This is a genomic window from Paenibacillus sp. FSL R7-0333 (genome assembly GCF_038000365.1).
In the GTDB taxonomy this organism is placed as follows: domain Bacteria; phylum Bacillota; class Bacilli; order Paenibacillales; family Paenibacillaceae; genus Paenibacillus_AQ; species Paenibacillus_AQ silagei.
The window spans coordinates 6,274,613-6,289,392 of sequence record NZ_JBBOBZ010000001.1; the positions used below are offsets into that span (position 1 = coordinate 6,274,613).

At 51.2% G+C, this 14,780-nt stretch carries 15 protein-coding genes; 3 read left to right on the forward strand and 12 right to left on the reverse strand.

From position 1 onward, the window contains the following. Window positions 1–18: 18 nt before the first annotated feature. The 10 genes from MKY86_RS26630 to MKY86_RS26675 all read right to left on the reverse strand — a co-directional run bounded on the left by MKY86_RS26630 (window position 19) and on the right by MKY86_RS26675 (window position 10,921). Window positions 19–789, reverse strand: a complete 771-nt coding sequence (locus MKY86_RS26630; RefSeq protein WP_036730293.1) for a sigma-70 family RNA polymerase sigma factor — start codon at window positions 787–789, stop codon at window positions 19–21. Then, on the reverse strand, window positions 786–1,238 hold the full coding sequence (gene rsbW, locus MKY86_RS26635) for an anti-sigma B factor RsbW (RefSeq protein ID WP_036730295.1): 453 nt from the start codon (window positions 1,236–1,238) through the stop codon (window positions 786–788). The genes MKY86_RS26630 and rsbW overlap by 4 nt, the downstream gene beginning before the upstream one ends. Window positions 1,239–1,256: 18 nt before the next feature. Next, the gene (locus MKY86_RS26640; RefSeq protein WP_076080455.1) at window positions 1,257–1,595 is read right to left on the reverse strand and encodes an STAS domain-containing protein; all 339 of its coding nucleotides are present in this window, start codon (window positions 1,593–1,595) and stop codon (window positions 1,257–1,259) included. 96 nt (window positions 1,596–1,691) lie between these two features. Continuing rightward, a complete protein-coding gene (locus tag MKY86_RS26645) occupies window positions 1,692–3,362 on the reverse strand; it encodes a response regulator (RefSeq protein ID WP_076080453.1) in 1,671 nt (556 codons plus the stop codon). 17 nt (window positions 3,363–3,379) lie between these two features. Then, window positions 3,380–4,249 (reverse strand): CheR family methyltransferase, encoded by an 870-nt coding sequence (locus MKY86_RS26650; protein ID WP_036730299.1) that lies wholly within the window; start codon window positions 4,247–4,249, stop codon window positions 3,380–3,382. 81 nt (window positions 4,250–4,330) lie between these two features. Beyond that, a complete protein-coding gene (locus MKY86_RS26655; RefSeq protein WP_076080451.1) occupies window positions 4,331–7,999 on the reverse strand; it encodes a response regulator in 3,669 nt (1,222 codons plus the stop codon). Next, window positions 7,996–9,159, reverse strand: coding sequence for a SpoIIE family protein phosphatase (locus MKY86_RS26660; RefSeq protein WP_076080449.1), 1,164 nt, complete (start codon window positions 9,157–9,159; stop codon window positions 7,996–7,998). The genes MKY86_RS26655 and MKY86_RS26660 overlap by 4 nt, the downstream gene beginning before the upstream one ends. Window positions 9,160–9,371: 212 nt before the next feature. Continuing rightward, complete coding sequence (locus tag MKY86_RS26665) at window positions 9,372–9,719, reverse strand: general stress protein (RefSeq protein WP_076080447.1); 348 nt, start codon at window positions 9,717–9,719, stop codon at window positions 9,372–9,374. A 91-nt stretch (window positions 9,720–9,810) separates the two neighbouring features. Further along, window positions 9,811–10,347, reverse strand: a complete 537-nt coding sequence (locus tag MKY86_RS26670; protein WP_076080445.1) for a hypothetical protein — start codon at window positions 10,345–10,347, stop codon at window positions 9,811–9,813. Window positions 10,348–10,414: 67 nt separating this feature from the next. Continuing rightward, window positions 10,415–10,921, reverse strand: a complete 507-nt coding sequence (locus MKY86_RS26675) for a DUF948 domain-containing protein (protein ID WP_076080443.1) — start codon at window positions 10,919–10,921, stop codon at window positions 10,415–10,417. Between the two features lie 187 nt (window positions 10,922–11,108). Between MKY86_RS26675 and MKY86_RS26680 the strand changes: the two genes are divergently transcribed. Both MKY86_RS26680 and MKY86_RS26685 read left to right on the forward strand, forming a co-directional pair. After that, entirely contained in the window at window positions 11,109–11,276 is a 168-nt protein-coding gene (locus MKY86_RS26680) for a DUF1328 domain-containing protein (RefSeq protein WP_036694965.1), read from the forward strand. Window positions 11,277–11,598: 322 nt separating this feature from the next. Beyond that, entirely contained in the window at window positions 11,599–12,003 is a 405-nt protein-coding gene (locus MKY86_RS26685) for a hypothetical protein (RefSeq protein WP_076080441.1), read from the forward strand. A gap of 268 nt (window positions 12,004–12,271) precedes the next feature. Here the strand turns inward: MKY86_RS26685 and MKY86_RS26690 are convergent, their stop codons facing one another. Both MKY86_RS26690 and MKY86_RS26695 read right to left on the reverse strand, forming a co-directional pair. Beyond that, window positions 12,272–13,369 carry a C40 family peptidase gene (locus tag MKY86_RS26690; protein WP_076080439.1) on the reverse strand — a complete coding sequence of 366 codons (1,098 nt, stop codon included), beginning with the start codon at window positions 13,367–13,369 and terminating at the stop codon, window positions 12,272–12,274. 212 nt (window positions 13,370–13,581) lie between these two features. After that, window positions 13,582–14,451 carry a cation diffusion facilitator family transporter gene (locus tag MKY86_RS26695; RefSeq protein ID WP_076080437.1) on the reverse strand — a complete coding sequence of 290 codons (870 nt, stop codon included), beginning with the start codon at window positions 14,449–14,451 and terminating at the stop codon, window positions 13,582–13,584. A gap of 131 nt (window positions 14,452–14,582) precedes the next feature. Here MKY86_RS26695 and MKY86_RS26700 point away from each other — a divergent pair, with 131 nt between their 5' ends. Further along, entirely contained in the window at window positions 14,583–14,768 is a 186-nt protein-coding gene (locus tag MKY86_RS26700; protein ID WP_036694961.1) for a hypothetical protein, read from the forward strand. Window positions 14,769–14,780: the final 12 nt, after the last annotated feature.

The following is a 14,780-nucleotide window of genomic DNA, read 5'->3' on the forward strand; positions in this document are numbered from 1 at the left end:
ATATAATGACCTTGATCCTTAATAGGATGAATTAGCCATGATCTGCTTCAGCTTCTCGGTGGCCCGCTTCTGGATACGGGAGACACTCATCTGCGAGACGCCCAGCTTCTGGGCAATGGCCCGCTGGGATTGGCCATCCTGGAAGGCCAGCAGCAGCACCTGCTGCTCCTGCTCCTTCAGCTGTCCGAGCGCCTGCTGGAGATCCATACGCTTCTCCACTGTTTCGTAGTCATTCGCATCGGAGCTGATCAATTCACCGAGTGTAGCCCCGCTCTCTTCCTGGGAGAGCGGTGAATCCAGGGAGACATAATGATAACATTCTCTGCCGGCCAGTACTTCCACTGTTTCCTCTACGGTGAGATCCAGATAGTGGGCAATCTCTTCAACCGCCGGAGAACGTTCGAGCCGAATGGTCAACTCATCAATGGCCTGCTGAACAAGCGCGCCTTTTTCCTTAATCCGCCGTGGAACCTGTATGTACCAGGATTTATCACGCAGGTAGTTTTTCATATGTCCAATCATACTCTTCATCGCATACGGCTCGAAGGGAATCCCCAAGCTGATGTCGTATTGCGCCAGCAGCCGGATCAGCGCCATTTGCCCTACCTGATACAGATCCTCATAGAGATCCGGACGGTTACGGGCAATTTTGCCGGCTGCCATCTTCACCATAGGTTCATATTTGCGGATGAGCACTGTTGCGATTTCATTGTCTTTCGTCTGCTGGTATTCCCAGATCAGGCTTACTGCTTCATTCATGGACTCTGGGGGAGTCACTTTGTCATTCATACTTTCTCCTCGCTGAAATTGAGCCGTTTAGTCAGGGTAACGACTGTCCCTTTCCCTGATTCGCTAACAACGCTAACGTCATCCATCAGCGCCTGCATTAGATAGAAGCCCAGTCCGCCCACTTGAACATCATTTAGCTCCTTGTCATGAAGCGTCAGACGTTCCCCGGACGCATCCAAACCGTCAAAGCTCTCCCCCTCATCTTTGACAGTAATGGATAAGACACTTGATCCTACCTCAAAGATTACATCAACCATACCGTCCGCTTGCCCATAGGCATAGAGCACGGAGTTATTACATGCTTCCGAGACGGCTACCTTCATATCTTCAATGTCTTCATAAGTAAAACCCATTTTGGAGGCAATGCCATATAAATTAAGTCTGACAATATCGACATATTCTGCACTGGCGGGTAACTGAAGAACTACTCTTTGTATGTCATCACTCATTCTTAGTTCGATCCTTTCCTAGTGGGTATTCTCTTGGGAGGCAAAAAACTTGGAAATGCCGGTCATGTCAAAAAGCTTCTGAATTTGCGGGGGAACATCAGCAACGGTGAACTTGACGTCCATTCCATGTCTTGCTTTGAGGATCGACAACAGGATTCCGATACCGGTGCTGTCAATATACTTCAGATCCTTCAGATTAATCACGAGATCAAGCCCCGTGTCTCCCACTAGCGGTTCCATCACCAGACGAAAGTCAGGCGCCACAGACAGATCGAGTTCACCTACCAGATAAACAGTACATACCGAACCAACGGTTTCGGTCTTTGCGTGAAACTTTTCGCTTTTATGTGTATTCATAGACAACTCTCCTGGTTAAATGTTTTCTTTACCAATAACCCTAATAGCCTAGGGTTGAAACAACAAATAGACAATACGGCACTGGTAATTCATGGGTCATGCGTTGAAAAGCGAAGTGTTCCGCGCGGTTGCGGGGTTATCTCTGCCTGAATATCTGGAGATCATTTGTTTGATGCTGCTTAGCTTGAGCGGCTTGCTGATGTAGCCGTCCATTCCGGCAGCGGTGCAGCGGTCCTGAATCCCCTCCATCACATTCGCAGTCATCGCAATGATCACCGTCTTGTCAGGCGAACCGCTGCTCTCCTCACGAATCAGGGAAGTGGCTTCAAGACCATCCATCACAGGCATCTGCAGGTCCATGAAGATAAAATCGTACTCGGATTGCCGGGCCAGTTCTACAGCCTGGTTCCCGTCCTCAGCAACATCGGCACGATATCCGAGCTTATCCAGCATGCTAACCATAAGGCGCTGATTAATCGGATGGTCATCTACGACCAGCACTTTGCTCCGGCTTGCTTCATCTACCTCGTCCGCTGTACCGTCCTCTTCCCGGCAGCCGCCTTCCAGCTCTTCCTCCGGCACGGCAACCTGGATAGTGAATACAAAGGTAGCCCCCTTCTCTTCCATCGACTCTACACGGATATCTCCGCCCATCATGCCCACGAGGGACTTGCAGATGGCGAGGCCGAGGCCTGTGCCTCCGTATTTACGCGTCATGGAGGAATCAAGCTGGGAGAAGGGCTGGAACAGCCGGTCACATTTCTCCGGAGAAATTCCAATGCCTGTATCCTTAACGGTAAATTCTATTACCAGCTTATTATCCGCTGCAGGCAGAATGGAAGCAACTAAATAAACGCCGCCCTGGTTGGTAAATTTCACCGCATTGGATACGAGGTTGATCAGCACCTGGCGCAGCCGGGCCATATCTCCATAAATCAGCCGCGGCAGCTTCTGGTCGATGAAATAGGCCAGCTCCAGATTTTTTTTGCCGGCTTCCGCCGAGAATAGACTAAATACCTCTTGAATGGTGGTATGCAGCTCGAATAATTGCTCTTCCATTTCCATTTTGCCCGATTCCATCTTGGTGAAATCAAGGATATCGTTAATCACGGTTATTAGTGTGTCCGCACTTTTACGGATAATCTCTGTATATTCCTTCTGCTCAGGAGCAAGCTGGGTCTCCATCAAAAGATCAATCATGCCCACTACGCCATTCATCGGCGTGCGGATCTCATGACTCATCATCGCCAGAAATTCGGTCTTGGCCTTAGCCGCGATCTCCGCCTCTTCCTTGGCTTTGATCAGTTCACCGTTCATGCGCTCAAGCTCCAGCGTCTTTTGCTGCAGCTGCATCGCCTGAATCTGCTGCTTCTTGCTGGTCAGATGCATATTCACAAAGCCTTCAATCTTCGACTTCAGAATCTGCGGGATAAACGGTTTGACCATATAATCAATAGCGCCGGCAGAGTACCCTGCGAAGAGATGCTCCGACTCCCTGCTGTTGGCAGAGATGAAGATGATCGGAATATCCTTGGTTTTCTCCCTGGCCTTGATTAACTTGGCGGTTTCGATCCCGTCCATACCCGGCATCTGAACGTCCAGAACAATCACGGCGAATTCATATTTCAACAAGCACCGCAGTGCTTCTTCTCCAGAATTGGCTTTGACAAGCTTGTAATGCTGACTCTCAAGGACGGCTTCGAGTGCCAGCAAATTCTCGGGACGGTCATCAACCAGCAGTATATGAATCGGTTCCTGAACCCCCATAGGTCCCTCCTTACCCGCTATTTATTTTTGCGGTATATTTTCTCTACCCGGTCCAGAGGCTCATAGCTGTCACTGTAGCGTGTGAAATGAATGGATTCCTTGGAACCGAGGACCAGCACTCCGAACCGGCTGAGGCTCTCATGGAACAAGCCATGCACATGATCGCGGAGCTCGTCGTTGAAGTAGATCATTACGTTCCGGCACAGGATCACATTGAATTCGTTGAAGGAAGTGTCCGTTGCCAGATTATGCTCTGCAAAAATGATGTTCTTGCGTAAATACGGCTGCAGGATCACTGAGTTATATTTCGCTGTATAGTATTCCGAGAAGACACCCGTGCCTCCGGCCTCAAGGTAGTTCTTGGTGTATTGCTTCATCTTGCCGATCTCGTACACGCCTTCTTTGGCCTGCTGCAAGGAACGGGCATTCATGTCGGTGGCATAAATTCTAGCCTTGTCATATAATCCTTCCTCATGCAGCATAATTGCCATCGAGTAGACCTCTTCGCCTGTCGAGCAGCCGGCATGCCAGATCCGGATATAAGGATAGGTCCGCAGGAGCGGAATGACCTTCTGACGGAAGGTCAGGAAGAGTCCGGGATCACGGAACATCTCTGTCACAGGGATCGAGAGACTATACACGAACCGCTCGAAGCAGGCACGGTCATGCAGCACCTTTTCCTGCAGGGCAGAAATAGTAGGTAAGCTCTCCGCATGGACATGATGCCAGATGCGCCGCTTCAAGGAAGGCAGGGCATAATTCCTGAAATCATATCCATACAAACGGTGTACTCCGTTCAGAAGCAGCTCAATCTCAATCTGTTCAAGCTCCTGCTTGCTCTCCGGCGGATTCCCCTGACCCTCATAACCGTGCTCCATCGCTGCCATTGTCATCAATACTCCCTTGCCTGCGCCTTATTTCCGTACTTGGTTTGAACCTGCTGTATAGCTATTACCCCGAAATCACCCTTACGAATACAACCAGACGCGCATTAACGAAAGAAGCTGATCCGTGCTGATCGGTTTCTTCATATAATCGGAGGCTCCGGCTTCAATACACTTGGCCCGGTCCTCCTTCATAGCCTTGGCTGTGAGGGCGATAATCGGCAATTTCTGGTACTGCGGCATCTGCCGGATGCGGCGCATAGCTTCATATCCGTCCATCTCCGGCATCATCATATCCATCAGCACCAGATCATAATCACTCTGTTCGACAAGCATGTCGATGGCCTCGCGGCCGTTCTCGGCAAATTTCACTTCCATATGATAGCCTTCGAGCACGCTGGAGAGGGCAAAGACGTTGCGGATGTCATCATCGACGAGCAGAATTTTTTTACCTTCAAACAGTTCCTCTTTATTGTGCAGCTTTTGCAGGATTTTACGCTTATCTTCCGGCAGATTTGCTTCTACCCGGTGCATGAACAGCGTTGTCTCATCCAAAAGCCGTTCCGGCGAGCGGACATCCTTGATGATAATGGATTCCGCATATTTGCGCAGCTTGGTCTCTTCCTTGCTGTCCAGATCCTTGCCGGTATAAATAATAATCGGCAGATCGTTCAGCTCCTCATCGTCGCGGATCTGATCCAGCAGCTCGAAGCCAGTCATATCATCCAGCATCAGATCAAGCACCATACAGTCATATCTCTGCTTGTGCAGCTCATTCAGTGCCTCTTGGCCAGAAGACACCGCCGTAATCACTACATCGTCATGTCCGATAAGCTCCTCGATGGAACGGCGCTGGATATCGTCATCCTCGACAATCAAGAGATGCTTCATCGTGCTGGCGGTGTAATTCTCAATCTGCGAGAAGGCCCGGTCCAGCGCTTCACGGGAGGACGGCTTTCTGAGGTAGGCCATCGCTCCCATCATGAGCCCCTGCTTCATCTCATCATTCACAGAGATTACATGCACCGGAATATGGCGTGTCTGGGAGTCGCTCTTGAGCTCTCTCAGAATCGACCAGCCGTCCAAGACAGGCAGCTGGATGTCGAGAATGATCGCGTCCGGCAGCAGGGTCTTGGCCATCTGAAGGCCGATATCACCCTGCAGGGCTACCAGCCCCTTGAAGCCGCGTCCGCGGGCCATGCCCAGCAATATCTTGGCAAAGCTCTCATCATCCTCAATAATCAGCAGCACCTTGTCCCCGCTGGCAAGGGATTCCCGGTCATCTTCCACAACTACAGGCTTAGCAGGTGTAGGCGTGATATCCCCTGCCTTATCCCATGAAAGTTCCTCCCGGAACGCCTCAAGCTGCAAGGGCTCCCCGGCAGGAGCGGCTTCAACCGCTCCCGGCAGCAGGCTAAAGTTCCCCTGAATCGGCAAATACAGTGTAAATACGCTGCCTTGCCCTTCACGGGACTCCAGTCCGATGGCCCCGCCCATCAGGCGGGCTAATTCGCGGCTGATCGACAGGCCAAGCCCCGTGCCGCCATATTTGCGGCTCGTCGTACCGTCAACCTGCTGGAACGCCTCAAAGACGATATCCATCTTATCTGACGGGATGCCGATCCCGCTGTCTTTGACGGATATGGCAATATAATCATATTCATGCGGCAGATAGGCAGGCAGCCGCTTGACGTCCGCACGGCTGACAGAGAACTCTACATACCCTTCGCTCGTGAATTTGAAGGCATTGGACAGCAGGTTACGCAGAATCTGCTTCAGTCTGTGACTGTCGCTATATACACTGTCCGGAAGCGGCTCGTCAAAGGACAGGCGCAGCGACAGCCCCTTCTGCGCAGCCAGCGGAGCAAAGTTCTGCTTCACGAAGGTCTTCAGCTCGACGAGCGGAATTTCTTCATGATTCAGCTCCATTTTGCCGGCATCGACCTTGGACAGATCGAGAATCTCATCAATCATCTTAAGCAAATCTGCACCTGACATATAGATGGTATGGGCGAATTCTACCTGCTTCTCGCTCAGATTGCCTTCCTTGTTCTCCGTAAGAAGCTGGGAGAGAATGAGCAGGCTGTTCAGCGGAGTACGCAGCTCATGGGACATATTGGCCAGAAACTCGGATTTGTATTTACTGGTTACTGCAAGCTGCATAGCCTGCTTCTCCAGCTGCATACGGGCATGTTCAATTTCATCCTTCTTCTCTTCAACCTCTTGCACCTGATCCTGCAGGGCACGTGTCTTGGAGACCAGCTCTGTATTGTAATGCTCCAGCTCCTCCTGCTGGCGCTGCAGCAGCTCCTCTGAACGCTTCAGGGCATCCGTCTGCTCCTCCAGATTCTCGTTGGAACGGCGTAGCTCCTCCTGCTGGGTCTGCAGCTCTTCCGACTGGCATTGCAGCTCTTCCGTGAGCGCCTGCGATTCGCGCAGCAATTCCTCAACCACAAGCCTGCGGCTGATGTTGTTCAGAATAATCCCCAGATTATTGGAGAGCTGATGCAGCAGTTCATTCTGCAGCACCGAGAATGGTGTGAAGGAAGCGAATTCCACAACACCCAGCAGCTCATCCTCGAATAAAAGCGGGTGGATCGATATATAACTTGGATGCGACTCCCCGAATCCCGAAGACACCGAGATATAGTTGTCAGGCGCCTCCGTCAGCTTGATCGGCAGCTTATCCAACGCGCTCTGTCCGACCAGTCCCTGACCGATCTCGAAGCTCTCCCTGGGCGTAACCCCCTCCTCACCGGCATAAAAAGCGCTGCTGACCAGCAGGTTTGGATTATCCTGGCTCTTCAGATAGACGGCACCATACTGCGCTCCAAGCACAGGCGTGAACTCACTGATGAAGGTCTGGGCTACCTGATCCAGTGAGCTGACGCCGCGCAGCAGCTCCGTAATCCGGGCAATATTGGCATTCAGCCAAGCCTGATCGCTCTGTGCCTGGGCATAGGATCTCTCGAGCTGCTGCTTCTGCTCAATATCCTCGGCCATCCGCTGGAATACCCGGGCCACATCGCCGATCTCATCTTTCGACTTCACCTTGATCCGGCGGATCGCCCGCATTTTACCGTTGCCGAAGCTGGTAATCATCATGGAGACGACACTTAGGCCGCGCGTTATGCTCGGTATCACCCAGAGAATGACACCCAGTCCGAGCAGCAGCCCTAAGACCATGATCAGGGTGACCATCTGAATCGATCTGCTCGAAGCCTCCTGGGCGTTAGCAGTCTCCTCCGTCATCCGGAAGGCATTGTAATCAGACAACGTATTCAGGCTGTTCAGCACCTCGTTCTGAATATCCTGTCCTTCTGCATTGCGGTACGTGTTGGCATTCTGAAAGTATCCGGCACTCAGCATCTCCAGGACCTTGTCCTGATACTTCAGATAGCCGGAATAGGCATTCTCAATCCGGGATAAAATCTGCAATTCCTCTGCCGTCTTCAGAGAGGCCTTAATATTCTCCAGATGCTCCGCAGACTTCAGGACCTTGCTGTCAATTTCCGCCTTCTGCGCTTCCAGGGTTACAGTATCAGCATTAAGCATGGACGTGGTCAGTATCCGTGCCATGTCGTTCACTTCCCCGCGAAGTCCCGAAGAAGCACGGCCTTTGCTATATCTCTCCTGGTAGCTGTCCAGCTGATTGCTCATATAATGGAGCCTGTCATACCCGATCAGGGTAAGCGCCAGCATAATCGCCAGCATGGCACTGAATCCGATCAGCAGCTTAGCCTTAATCTTCATTCCTTATCGGTTCCTTTCTTCAGCGAGATCCACACCAGGCATTTATCGTCATCACGTTCCGAATTAACCGGCTCGCTCAGGAAGGCAGCGCGCACCAGGTCTTCCTGCCAGTCATGAGTGGCATTCAAATGCCCGACCATGAATTTCAGCTGCTCCTCCTGTTCACCCTCTACCATCTCCATAAGGCCGTCCGTGAACAGCACCAGATGACCCTCGTCCTCGTAGCTGAGGCTCTGCTGCTGAATATCGATCCGGTCAAACAGACCTACAGGGTGGCAATTGCTCTCCAGCAGTACAGGCGTTTTGGCCTCCCCTTCAAAGAACAGCGCCGGCGGATGCCCGGCATTCACATAGTTAATCCGCTTCTGACGGGTGTCAATGACAAGATAAATCGCCGTGAAATAATACTGGACCAGCTGCTTCTCAATATATAGCTGATTAAAGCGTCTGTTAAGCTCCTGAATAACCTTCTCCGGTTCCACATAGGTCGTTACGGTATCCTTCAGGACCGAGGCAAGGAACATGGTAAACAAAGAAGACGAGATGCCGTGGCCCATCATATCGAGCAGGATGACCGCATAACGCCCGTCTCCCAGCGGATACCAGGCATACAGATCCCCGGCCAGCTCGAAGGAAGGCTGGTAAATCGCATGTACCTCCAGGGTCTCCTCAGCAAGCGGCAGACTGAGTACCGCATTCTGCACCAGGGCAGCCAGCTTCAATTCATCCTGTATCCGCTGGTCGCGCTCCTTATGCCAGTCCTTCTCGCGCTTCAGCCGCAGCGCGAGGCGGATACGGGCCATCAGCTCCACCTTGTTAATCGGCTTCGTAACATAATCCACCGCTCCGGCATCCAGCGCCTCTGCGAGCTTCTTGGAGTCACCTACAGCCGTAACCATAATAATTGGAATATCCTTCAGATGCTCATATTGCTGGACCACCCGGCAGGCTTCAATTCCGTCCATTTCCGGCATCATCATATCCAGCAGAATCAGATCCACATCAGACGGCCGGGGCTCTTCCCCCACACCGACGCCCAGCAGCTTCAGCATATCTTTGGCGGACGAAGCCGTTATGAAATTCCGGTAATCTTCCTTCTTGAGGATCTCACGGATAATAATTACATTGGTAGGATTATCGTCTACGATTAATATTCTCAAGCTTCCTCACCTCACGCGAATATTGTGTTAAGGCCCTAACCCTCAGCTCTGTCATTCTATCATACGATATTTACACGGCCTGTTACCAACCAGCTAGATATTGGCATAAAGCAGGTCCCGGCTTCAACAAAGTAACCTCCAGCTCCACTAACGTCTAGTGGGACTGGAGGTTACGCTATTGTACTATTAAGGTCAGCGAAGCCGACCCGCGATTATTGTGGGTTTCTTTTGGCAATGACCAGAACCTTGCCTGTATCAAGCTCTTTCTCGTAAAATGCCGCCTCCGCTGCGCTGAAGCCCAGTGAAGTAATCTTGAAGCGTAAAGCGTCGCCTCGCGAACGGAAAAGGTTGGCAATGGCACCGAACAGCCCTTCTTCACTCAGCCCCACTTCATTAGTATCTGCGGCGTCCACGATACGCCCTTCGCGGTCTTCATCGTGACTGATCACATAAAGATCCTCTCTGGTGTAGCCGCTGCTACGGAGCCGATTCACTTCTTCGATCGCCTGAACGCCGTTCTCCAGCAGCTTGGCATAAGCCTGTGTACCTGTTGAATCCATGAGATCACTCTCCTTCATAATGAATAAAGGCCCAGCCACCGGATGGATGACTGAGCATTCATTAACCCAAATTGCCGCGCTTGAAACAGCTTCAGAAGGAATAAGCGTCGAATAAATCCAGCCCGGCCCATTCGCCGCTCTCCGTATTGCGGTAGATCTTGAGCGCAGCCTCTCCTCTAATATAAACATCCCCATCCTCAGCTTCAAAATCAGGCGCTCCCAGCATATCCTGCACGTTCATGGCCTGCGGATCAAGCACCCGTCCATTGAGGCTCAGACCGTATTGTCCGGCCTGGGAAGGCGAAGCATGAACATACAGGACAACACCGCCGCATACCCCCGCCGAGCTATCGGCATACTGATATTCCAGGCAGCCCGCCCAAGGATCTTCAGTAATCTGCTGAGGAGTTCCCTTAGCCTGCAGCAGCTCCTCTTCCGGCATATATAAGCTAATACCGGACAAGGAGTCGAAGCTGCTTATGTAGAGATCGGCAGCTGCGCTATGCTCGATGGCGAACATTACCGGCAGCTGTGCAGCGGTACCGGGAGCGGGAGAAACAGTCTCATCCTGCGGCGGTGCAGATATGAAGGGAGCAAGCAGACTAAGCAAGAGAATAACCATTTTCATAGAGTTCCCGCCTTTCATGAGCTGGTATTGCCCCGTCCTGAGCCCCGCCGTATTTCATTCCATCGTATTAATGGCGGAATTTCTGCCAGATTGCAGCGGCTGCATCCACGCCTTTGAGGGCTGAGGCTATCTTGCCCTTGGATTTGCTTGAACTCACTGCCTCATAGGATTGCACGGTTCTCTCCTCGGCCGGTGTTAACGGGGCTTCTGCGATGGATACCGATTTTGCCTTATCCTTCAGTTCACGTGATTTACGGAATCTCTCAATTACCGTTACAGATACCTGCTTCACGGTCAATGTCAGCTCGTTCATGACATCGCCCAGATTCTTCACGGAATCCACGATCGGGTCAATCTTCTGAATTTTACCCTGCACATCCGCTGTGATGTCATTGGCATGCCGGACGGTTGTTTTGACTTCATAGGTAAGCTCATCAATAGTCTTCTGAACCTCCTGCAGAGTCTGACTGACCTTGTCGAGCGATTCCTTCGCTGACTTCAAGGTTTTGATTAAGAAGAATACGAGTACTGCGAATGCGATAGCAGCCAGTGCTACGCTAAGTTCAATGATCATTGTGGATAACCCCTTCCAAGTGTCTAAATTATCGGTTTGCACTGTCTGATACTGCATAGTTACCCTTACAGAATTGGGCCGAAACAAAGGCCAAGCCCCTGGAATCCTCTTCCTTTCCTCCCTGTTTCAAATGGATAAGCCCCGTTTAAACAATGACTACATCAACGCACAGAAAGGATGACATCTCATGCTAAGATGGTCAATAATTCTGCTGGTAGTCGCCCTGATTGCCGGTATCTTCGGATTCTTCAATATTGTGGCGGCGGCTGTCGGCATCGCCAAAGTATTGTTCTACATCTTCCTGATCCTCTTCGTGGTCTCACTCTTTATGGGCCGCAGGGGACGATCTATGTAGGCAAGCCCACGTTAGCTGACTGCCGGGCAGGCAGTACTGCAGGCCCGGAGGCCTCCGCCAGGAGATCTCCGGGCCTCTTGCTGTTCACGCCAGTCTTATGTAGTGTTGAAATGGGCTTCATTCCCCTTCAAAAAGTATAGGCCTTTCCGCTCAGGTTGTCATCCGTGATTCAGTCCGTAATGAGGCGTTCCCCGCTAAGGCCGGACAAGAAAAATAAAATTTATTGATGCCGCTGGTTCATTCAATGCAATTTATGTTTACATCCTTATTAGCACAGCATGAACATAGAACATCTCACCATCATACCTAGGAGGAATCATCGATGAAAAAATTAGCCAGTTTAACAGTAGCAATGGGTCTTATGGCTTCCTTGGCAGCAACAGCTTCCGCAGCTGAGGTAGTAACAGGAACAACAGAAACTACCAAAACCACTTCTTCCGATGCAGTAACTACTGTAACCGGAGTGACTTACCTGAACCCGGCAGACCCGATAATTACACAAGCTGACATCAAGCCAGCAACACCTCAGATCATTCTGACCAAACTCACAGCATTCCATCTTTCTGCGGGAAGCACAACTGCTATTGGCTGGTTGGGTGCACAGACTGTTGATACTACTGGTGTGATCACAAAAGACGCTATGGGCAACGAATGGAGAGAAATCTACACTTGGCTGGGTAAAGCCTGGATCAAGGTTCCTGCCTCTGCATACGTAATCAATCCATAAGCGATTGGACATATAGGAGTCATAGCTGCTCCACTCATATGTTGCAGCTATGACTCAACGGATGTACCTAACAAGGCACGTGGACGCCAATCCAAACGGCCTTTTTTTGCGTCTAATGGATGCTAAATCCCCCACAAAAGCATATAAAAAGGGTTATCCCTTCAGTAGAAGATTCTACTGAAGGGATAACCCCGCCATACATCCGCTTGTAGTTCACCCGTCACAAACTTGTATTGCCTGTCGCTTCTTGCTGTCCTAGCTGTATATATTAGCGGATGACCGAGCCTCCGTACAGGAAACGGTTCATCCAAGAAGCGCTAAGATTATCCACTCTTACACCGCCGGAGCTTACTGAATAGGTATGCAGCAGCTTCCCGTCACCCAAATACATGGCGACATGCGTAATTCTTGCCGTAGATTTGTTGATTCCGGCATAAGCAGAGGGAGAAGTTCCTTTATAATCCATGAAGAACATCAAATCGCCCCGCTTCAAGCCGGATACATCCGTAACTGCACCACTGTTCTGCTTCACCCAGTCCCCTTGCTGCCGGGAATCGGCAGGCAGCTTCAAGTTCGCTGCATCCATGAAGATCTGGCGGATGAAATCAGAGCAATCGAAGGTACTTGTATTATTGCGGTCAGAGCCGTATTCATATGGTGTTCCCAGATAGCCCATGCCCGCTGATATCACTCGTTCAATCACAGCAGTCTGCCCGGCTGTAGGTACAGGTGCCGGAGCTGGTGTTGGAACAGGTGCAGGCACCGGTGTCTGAACAGGTGCCGGTGTTGGAGCTGGAGTGACTGGAGCAGGCGGCGATGAAGCACCCGCTGTAATATATTGATCGGATGAGCTTGTATAACCCACCGTCCCGTTTGCCGTTCTTATTTTGTACCAATAGCTGTTGGTCTCTTCAAGAATGGTTACCTGGTCATTCTTATAGAGATATCCAACCACTTGCCCGCTGGTTGCAGGGGTCTCTCTTACACGGACCGTGGCCTGAATCACCGCTGTCCGGGACGCAGGTGCGGAAGCTGTACCTACCCGGATATAGGAATCCCCCGAGCTCATATACCCCACAAATCCCTCTGCCGTTCTTACTTTGTACCAGTAGCTGTTCGTAGCTTCCAGAATAACTACCTGGTCGCCTTTATTCAGATATTTCAGTACCGTGCTGCTGGTAGACGGATCTGTACGCAGCCGGACCGAAGCTTCAATAATGCCTGTCTGTCCAGCGGACGCCGCAAGCGTTGTAATCGAAGAATCGGCTGCAGCGAAAGCCTGCCCGGGACTGAACACTCCCAAGGATAATGCCAATGATGCGGAAACCCATAACGATGCTGTAATTTTCTTGCGTGATACGATCATAGCGTTCCCCCGCTTAGCGTATTAAGAAAATCAACAACGGCGCGCGCTACGTTTGTTGCTTTCTGCCCTCATTATAGGCTGGCCCGGGATTTGGAACATGCTCCAAATTTCACAAAAAACCTTTCCATCTTATGGTAACATACAGGTCTATAGTCGCGATTTCTCCTTGGATTTGGTGGAAATTACAGTTAACTAGGAGAAATCATGGAATGTTAGTCCTTGGGCTCCACGTGAACTTGCACATGCATGATGTTGTGCAGCTTGGTCATCCGTTCTTCAATCGAGTCGCTGATCTCATGCCCTTCCATGACTGTCATGCGGGCATTCACCTCTACGACTACATCCACCAGCACATGATTTCCGTGTACACGGGCCTTCAGATCCTTGATGCCCTCTACGCCCGGTGTCCGGGCAATGGTGCTGCGCAGGTCCAGCAGCTTATCTTCGTCAAAGCCGTCCGTCAGCCGGTACGTGGAATCGCGGAAAATATCCCAGGCGGTCTTGATAATCAGCAAGCCGACTCCGATGGCAGCCGCGGAATCGATCCACGGCAGTCCGAACTGTGCCCCTACAATCCCTACAGCTGCACCTACGCTTACGATAGCATCCGAGAAATTATCCTTGGCAGCAGCCATCAGAGCATGGTTATTAATTCGCTCGGCCAGACGCTTGTTATATATATATACCCCCATCATCGCTACCGCACACACCAGCGCAACACCGGCAGACCAGAGCTGCGGCGTGGCCTTCTCCCCCTCGAACAGCGAGCGCACCGCCTCCACAATAACCTGAATGCCCACCAGCGCCATAATAAAAGAGGCCATCAGCGCCGCAATCGTCTCGGCCCGGAAATGCCCGTAGGTGTGATCGGAATCCGGCGGCTTCCGCGAGATGCGCAGCCCGATCAGCACCGCCAGCGAGGCCACAATATCGGTTAAATTGTTGAATCCGTCCGCCAGGAGCGCACTGGAAGCGAACAAGTAGCCGCAGATCAGCTTGAAGGCAGACAGAACCAGATAAGCAGCAATGCTGACCATCGCACCCTTTTCACCCTTGCGTATATCCTCATAAATATCGGTCATTTCTGCCGCCCCTCCCATCCTTTGCCGCATAATTACAGGAAAACTTTCTTTGAGTTATTCTTGCCCTTGTAGCAGCATTTAAAAACAATTAGAATAAGGAATAAGGACTTGCTGCCTAAGGGGGTAACATAATGAGCGAGAACAATGAGAAACCAAAAATTAATTTGGCTGATGCGATCCGCCAGAAGCTGGAGCAGAAGAAACAGCATGCTTCAGGAAAACCGGGTTCAACCTTCCAGGCCGGCTCCGCGAAGCCGCTGAAAAGCCAGAATAACAAGAAGCCTAACAATCAACGCCGCCGGACTGGCGGTTCCTAGACTTCTAGGTTG

What these genes read in the sequence shown, in the direction of transcription:
- MKY86_RS26630 (WP_036730293.1), bottom strand. Translation starts at nt 789, where the DNA reads ATGAATGACAAAGTGACTCCCCCAGAGTCCATGAATGAAGCAGTAAGC.
- rsbW (WP_036730295.1), bottom strand. Translation starts at nt 1,238, where the DNA reads ATGAGTGATGACATACAAAGAGTAGTTCTTCAGTTACCCGCCAGTGCA.
- MKY86_RS26640 (WP_076080455.1), bottom strand. Translation starts at nt 1,595, where the DNA reads ATGAATACACATAAAAGCGAAAAGTTTCACGCAAAGACCGAAACCGTT.
- MKY86_RS26645 (WP_076080453.1), bottom strand. Translation starts at nt 3,362, where the DNA reads ATGGGGGTTCAGGAACCGATTCATATACTGCTGGTTGATGACCGTCCC.
- MKY86_RS26650 (WP_036730299.1), bottom strand. Translation starts at nt 4,249, where the DNA reads ATGGCAGCGATGGAGCACGGTTATGAGGGTCAGGGGAATCCGCCGGAG.
- MKY86_RS26655 (WP_076080451.1), bottom strand. Translation starts at nt 7,999, where the DNA reads ATGAAGATTAAGGCTAAGCTGCTGATCGGATTCAGTGCCATGCTGGCG.
- MKY86_RS26665 (WP_076080447.1), bottom strand. Translation starts at nt 9,719, where the DNA reads ATGGATTCAACAGGTACACAGGCTTATGCCAAGCTGCTGGAGAACGGC.
- MKY86_RS26670 (WP_076080445.1), bottom strand. Translation starts at nt 10,347, where the DNA reads ATGAAAATGGTTATTCTCTTGCTTAGTCTGCTTGCTCCCTTCATATCT.
- MKY86_RS26675 (WP_076080443.1), bottom strand. Translation starts at nt 10,921, where the DNA reads ATGATCATTGAACTTAGCGTAGCACTGGCTGCTATCGCATTCGCAGTA.
- MKY86_RS26680 (WP_036694965.1), top strand. Translation starts at nt 11,109, where the DNA reads ATGCTAAGATGGTCAATAATTCTGCTGGTAGTCGCCCTGATTGCCGGT.
- MKY86_RS26685 (WP_076080441.1), top strand. Translation starts at nt 11,599, where the DNA reads ATGAAAAAATTAGCCAGTTTAACAGTAGCAATGGGTCTTATGGCTTCC.
- MKY86_RS26690 (WP_076080439.1), bottom strand. Translation starts at nt 13,369, where the DNA reads ATGATCGTATCACGCAAGAAAATTACAGCATCGTTATGGGTTTCCGCA.
- MKY86_RS26695 (WP_076080437.1), bottom strand. Translation starts at nt 14,451, where the DNA reads ATGACCGATATTTATGAGGATATACGCAAGGGTGAAAAGGGTGCGATG.
- MKY86_RS26700 (WP_036694961.1), top strand. Translation starts at nt 14,583, where the DNA reads ATGAGCGAGAACAATGAGAAACCAAAAATTAATTTGGCTGATGCGATC.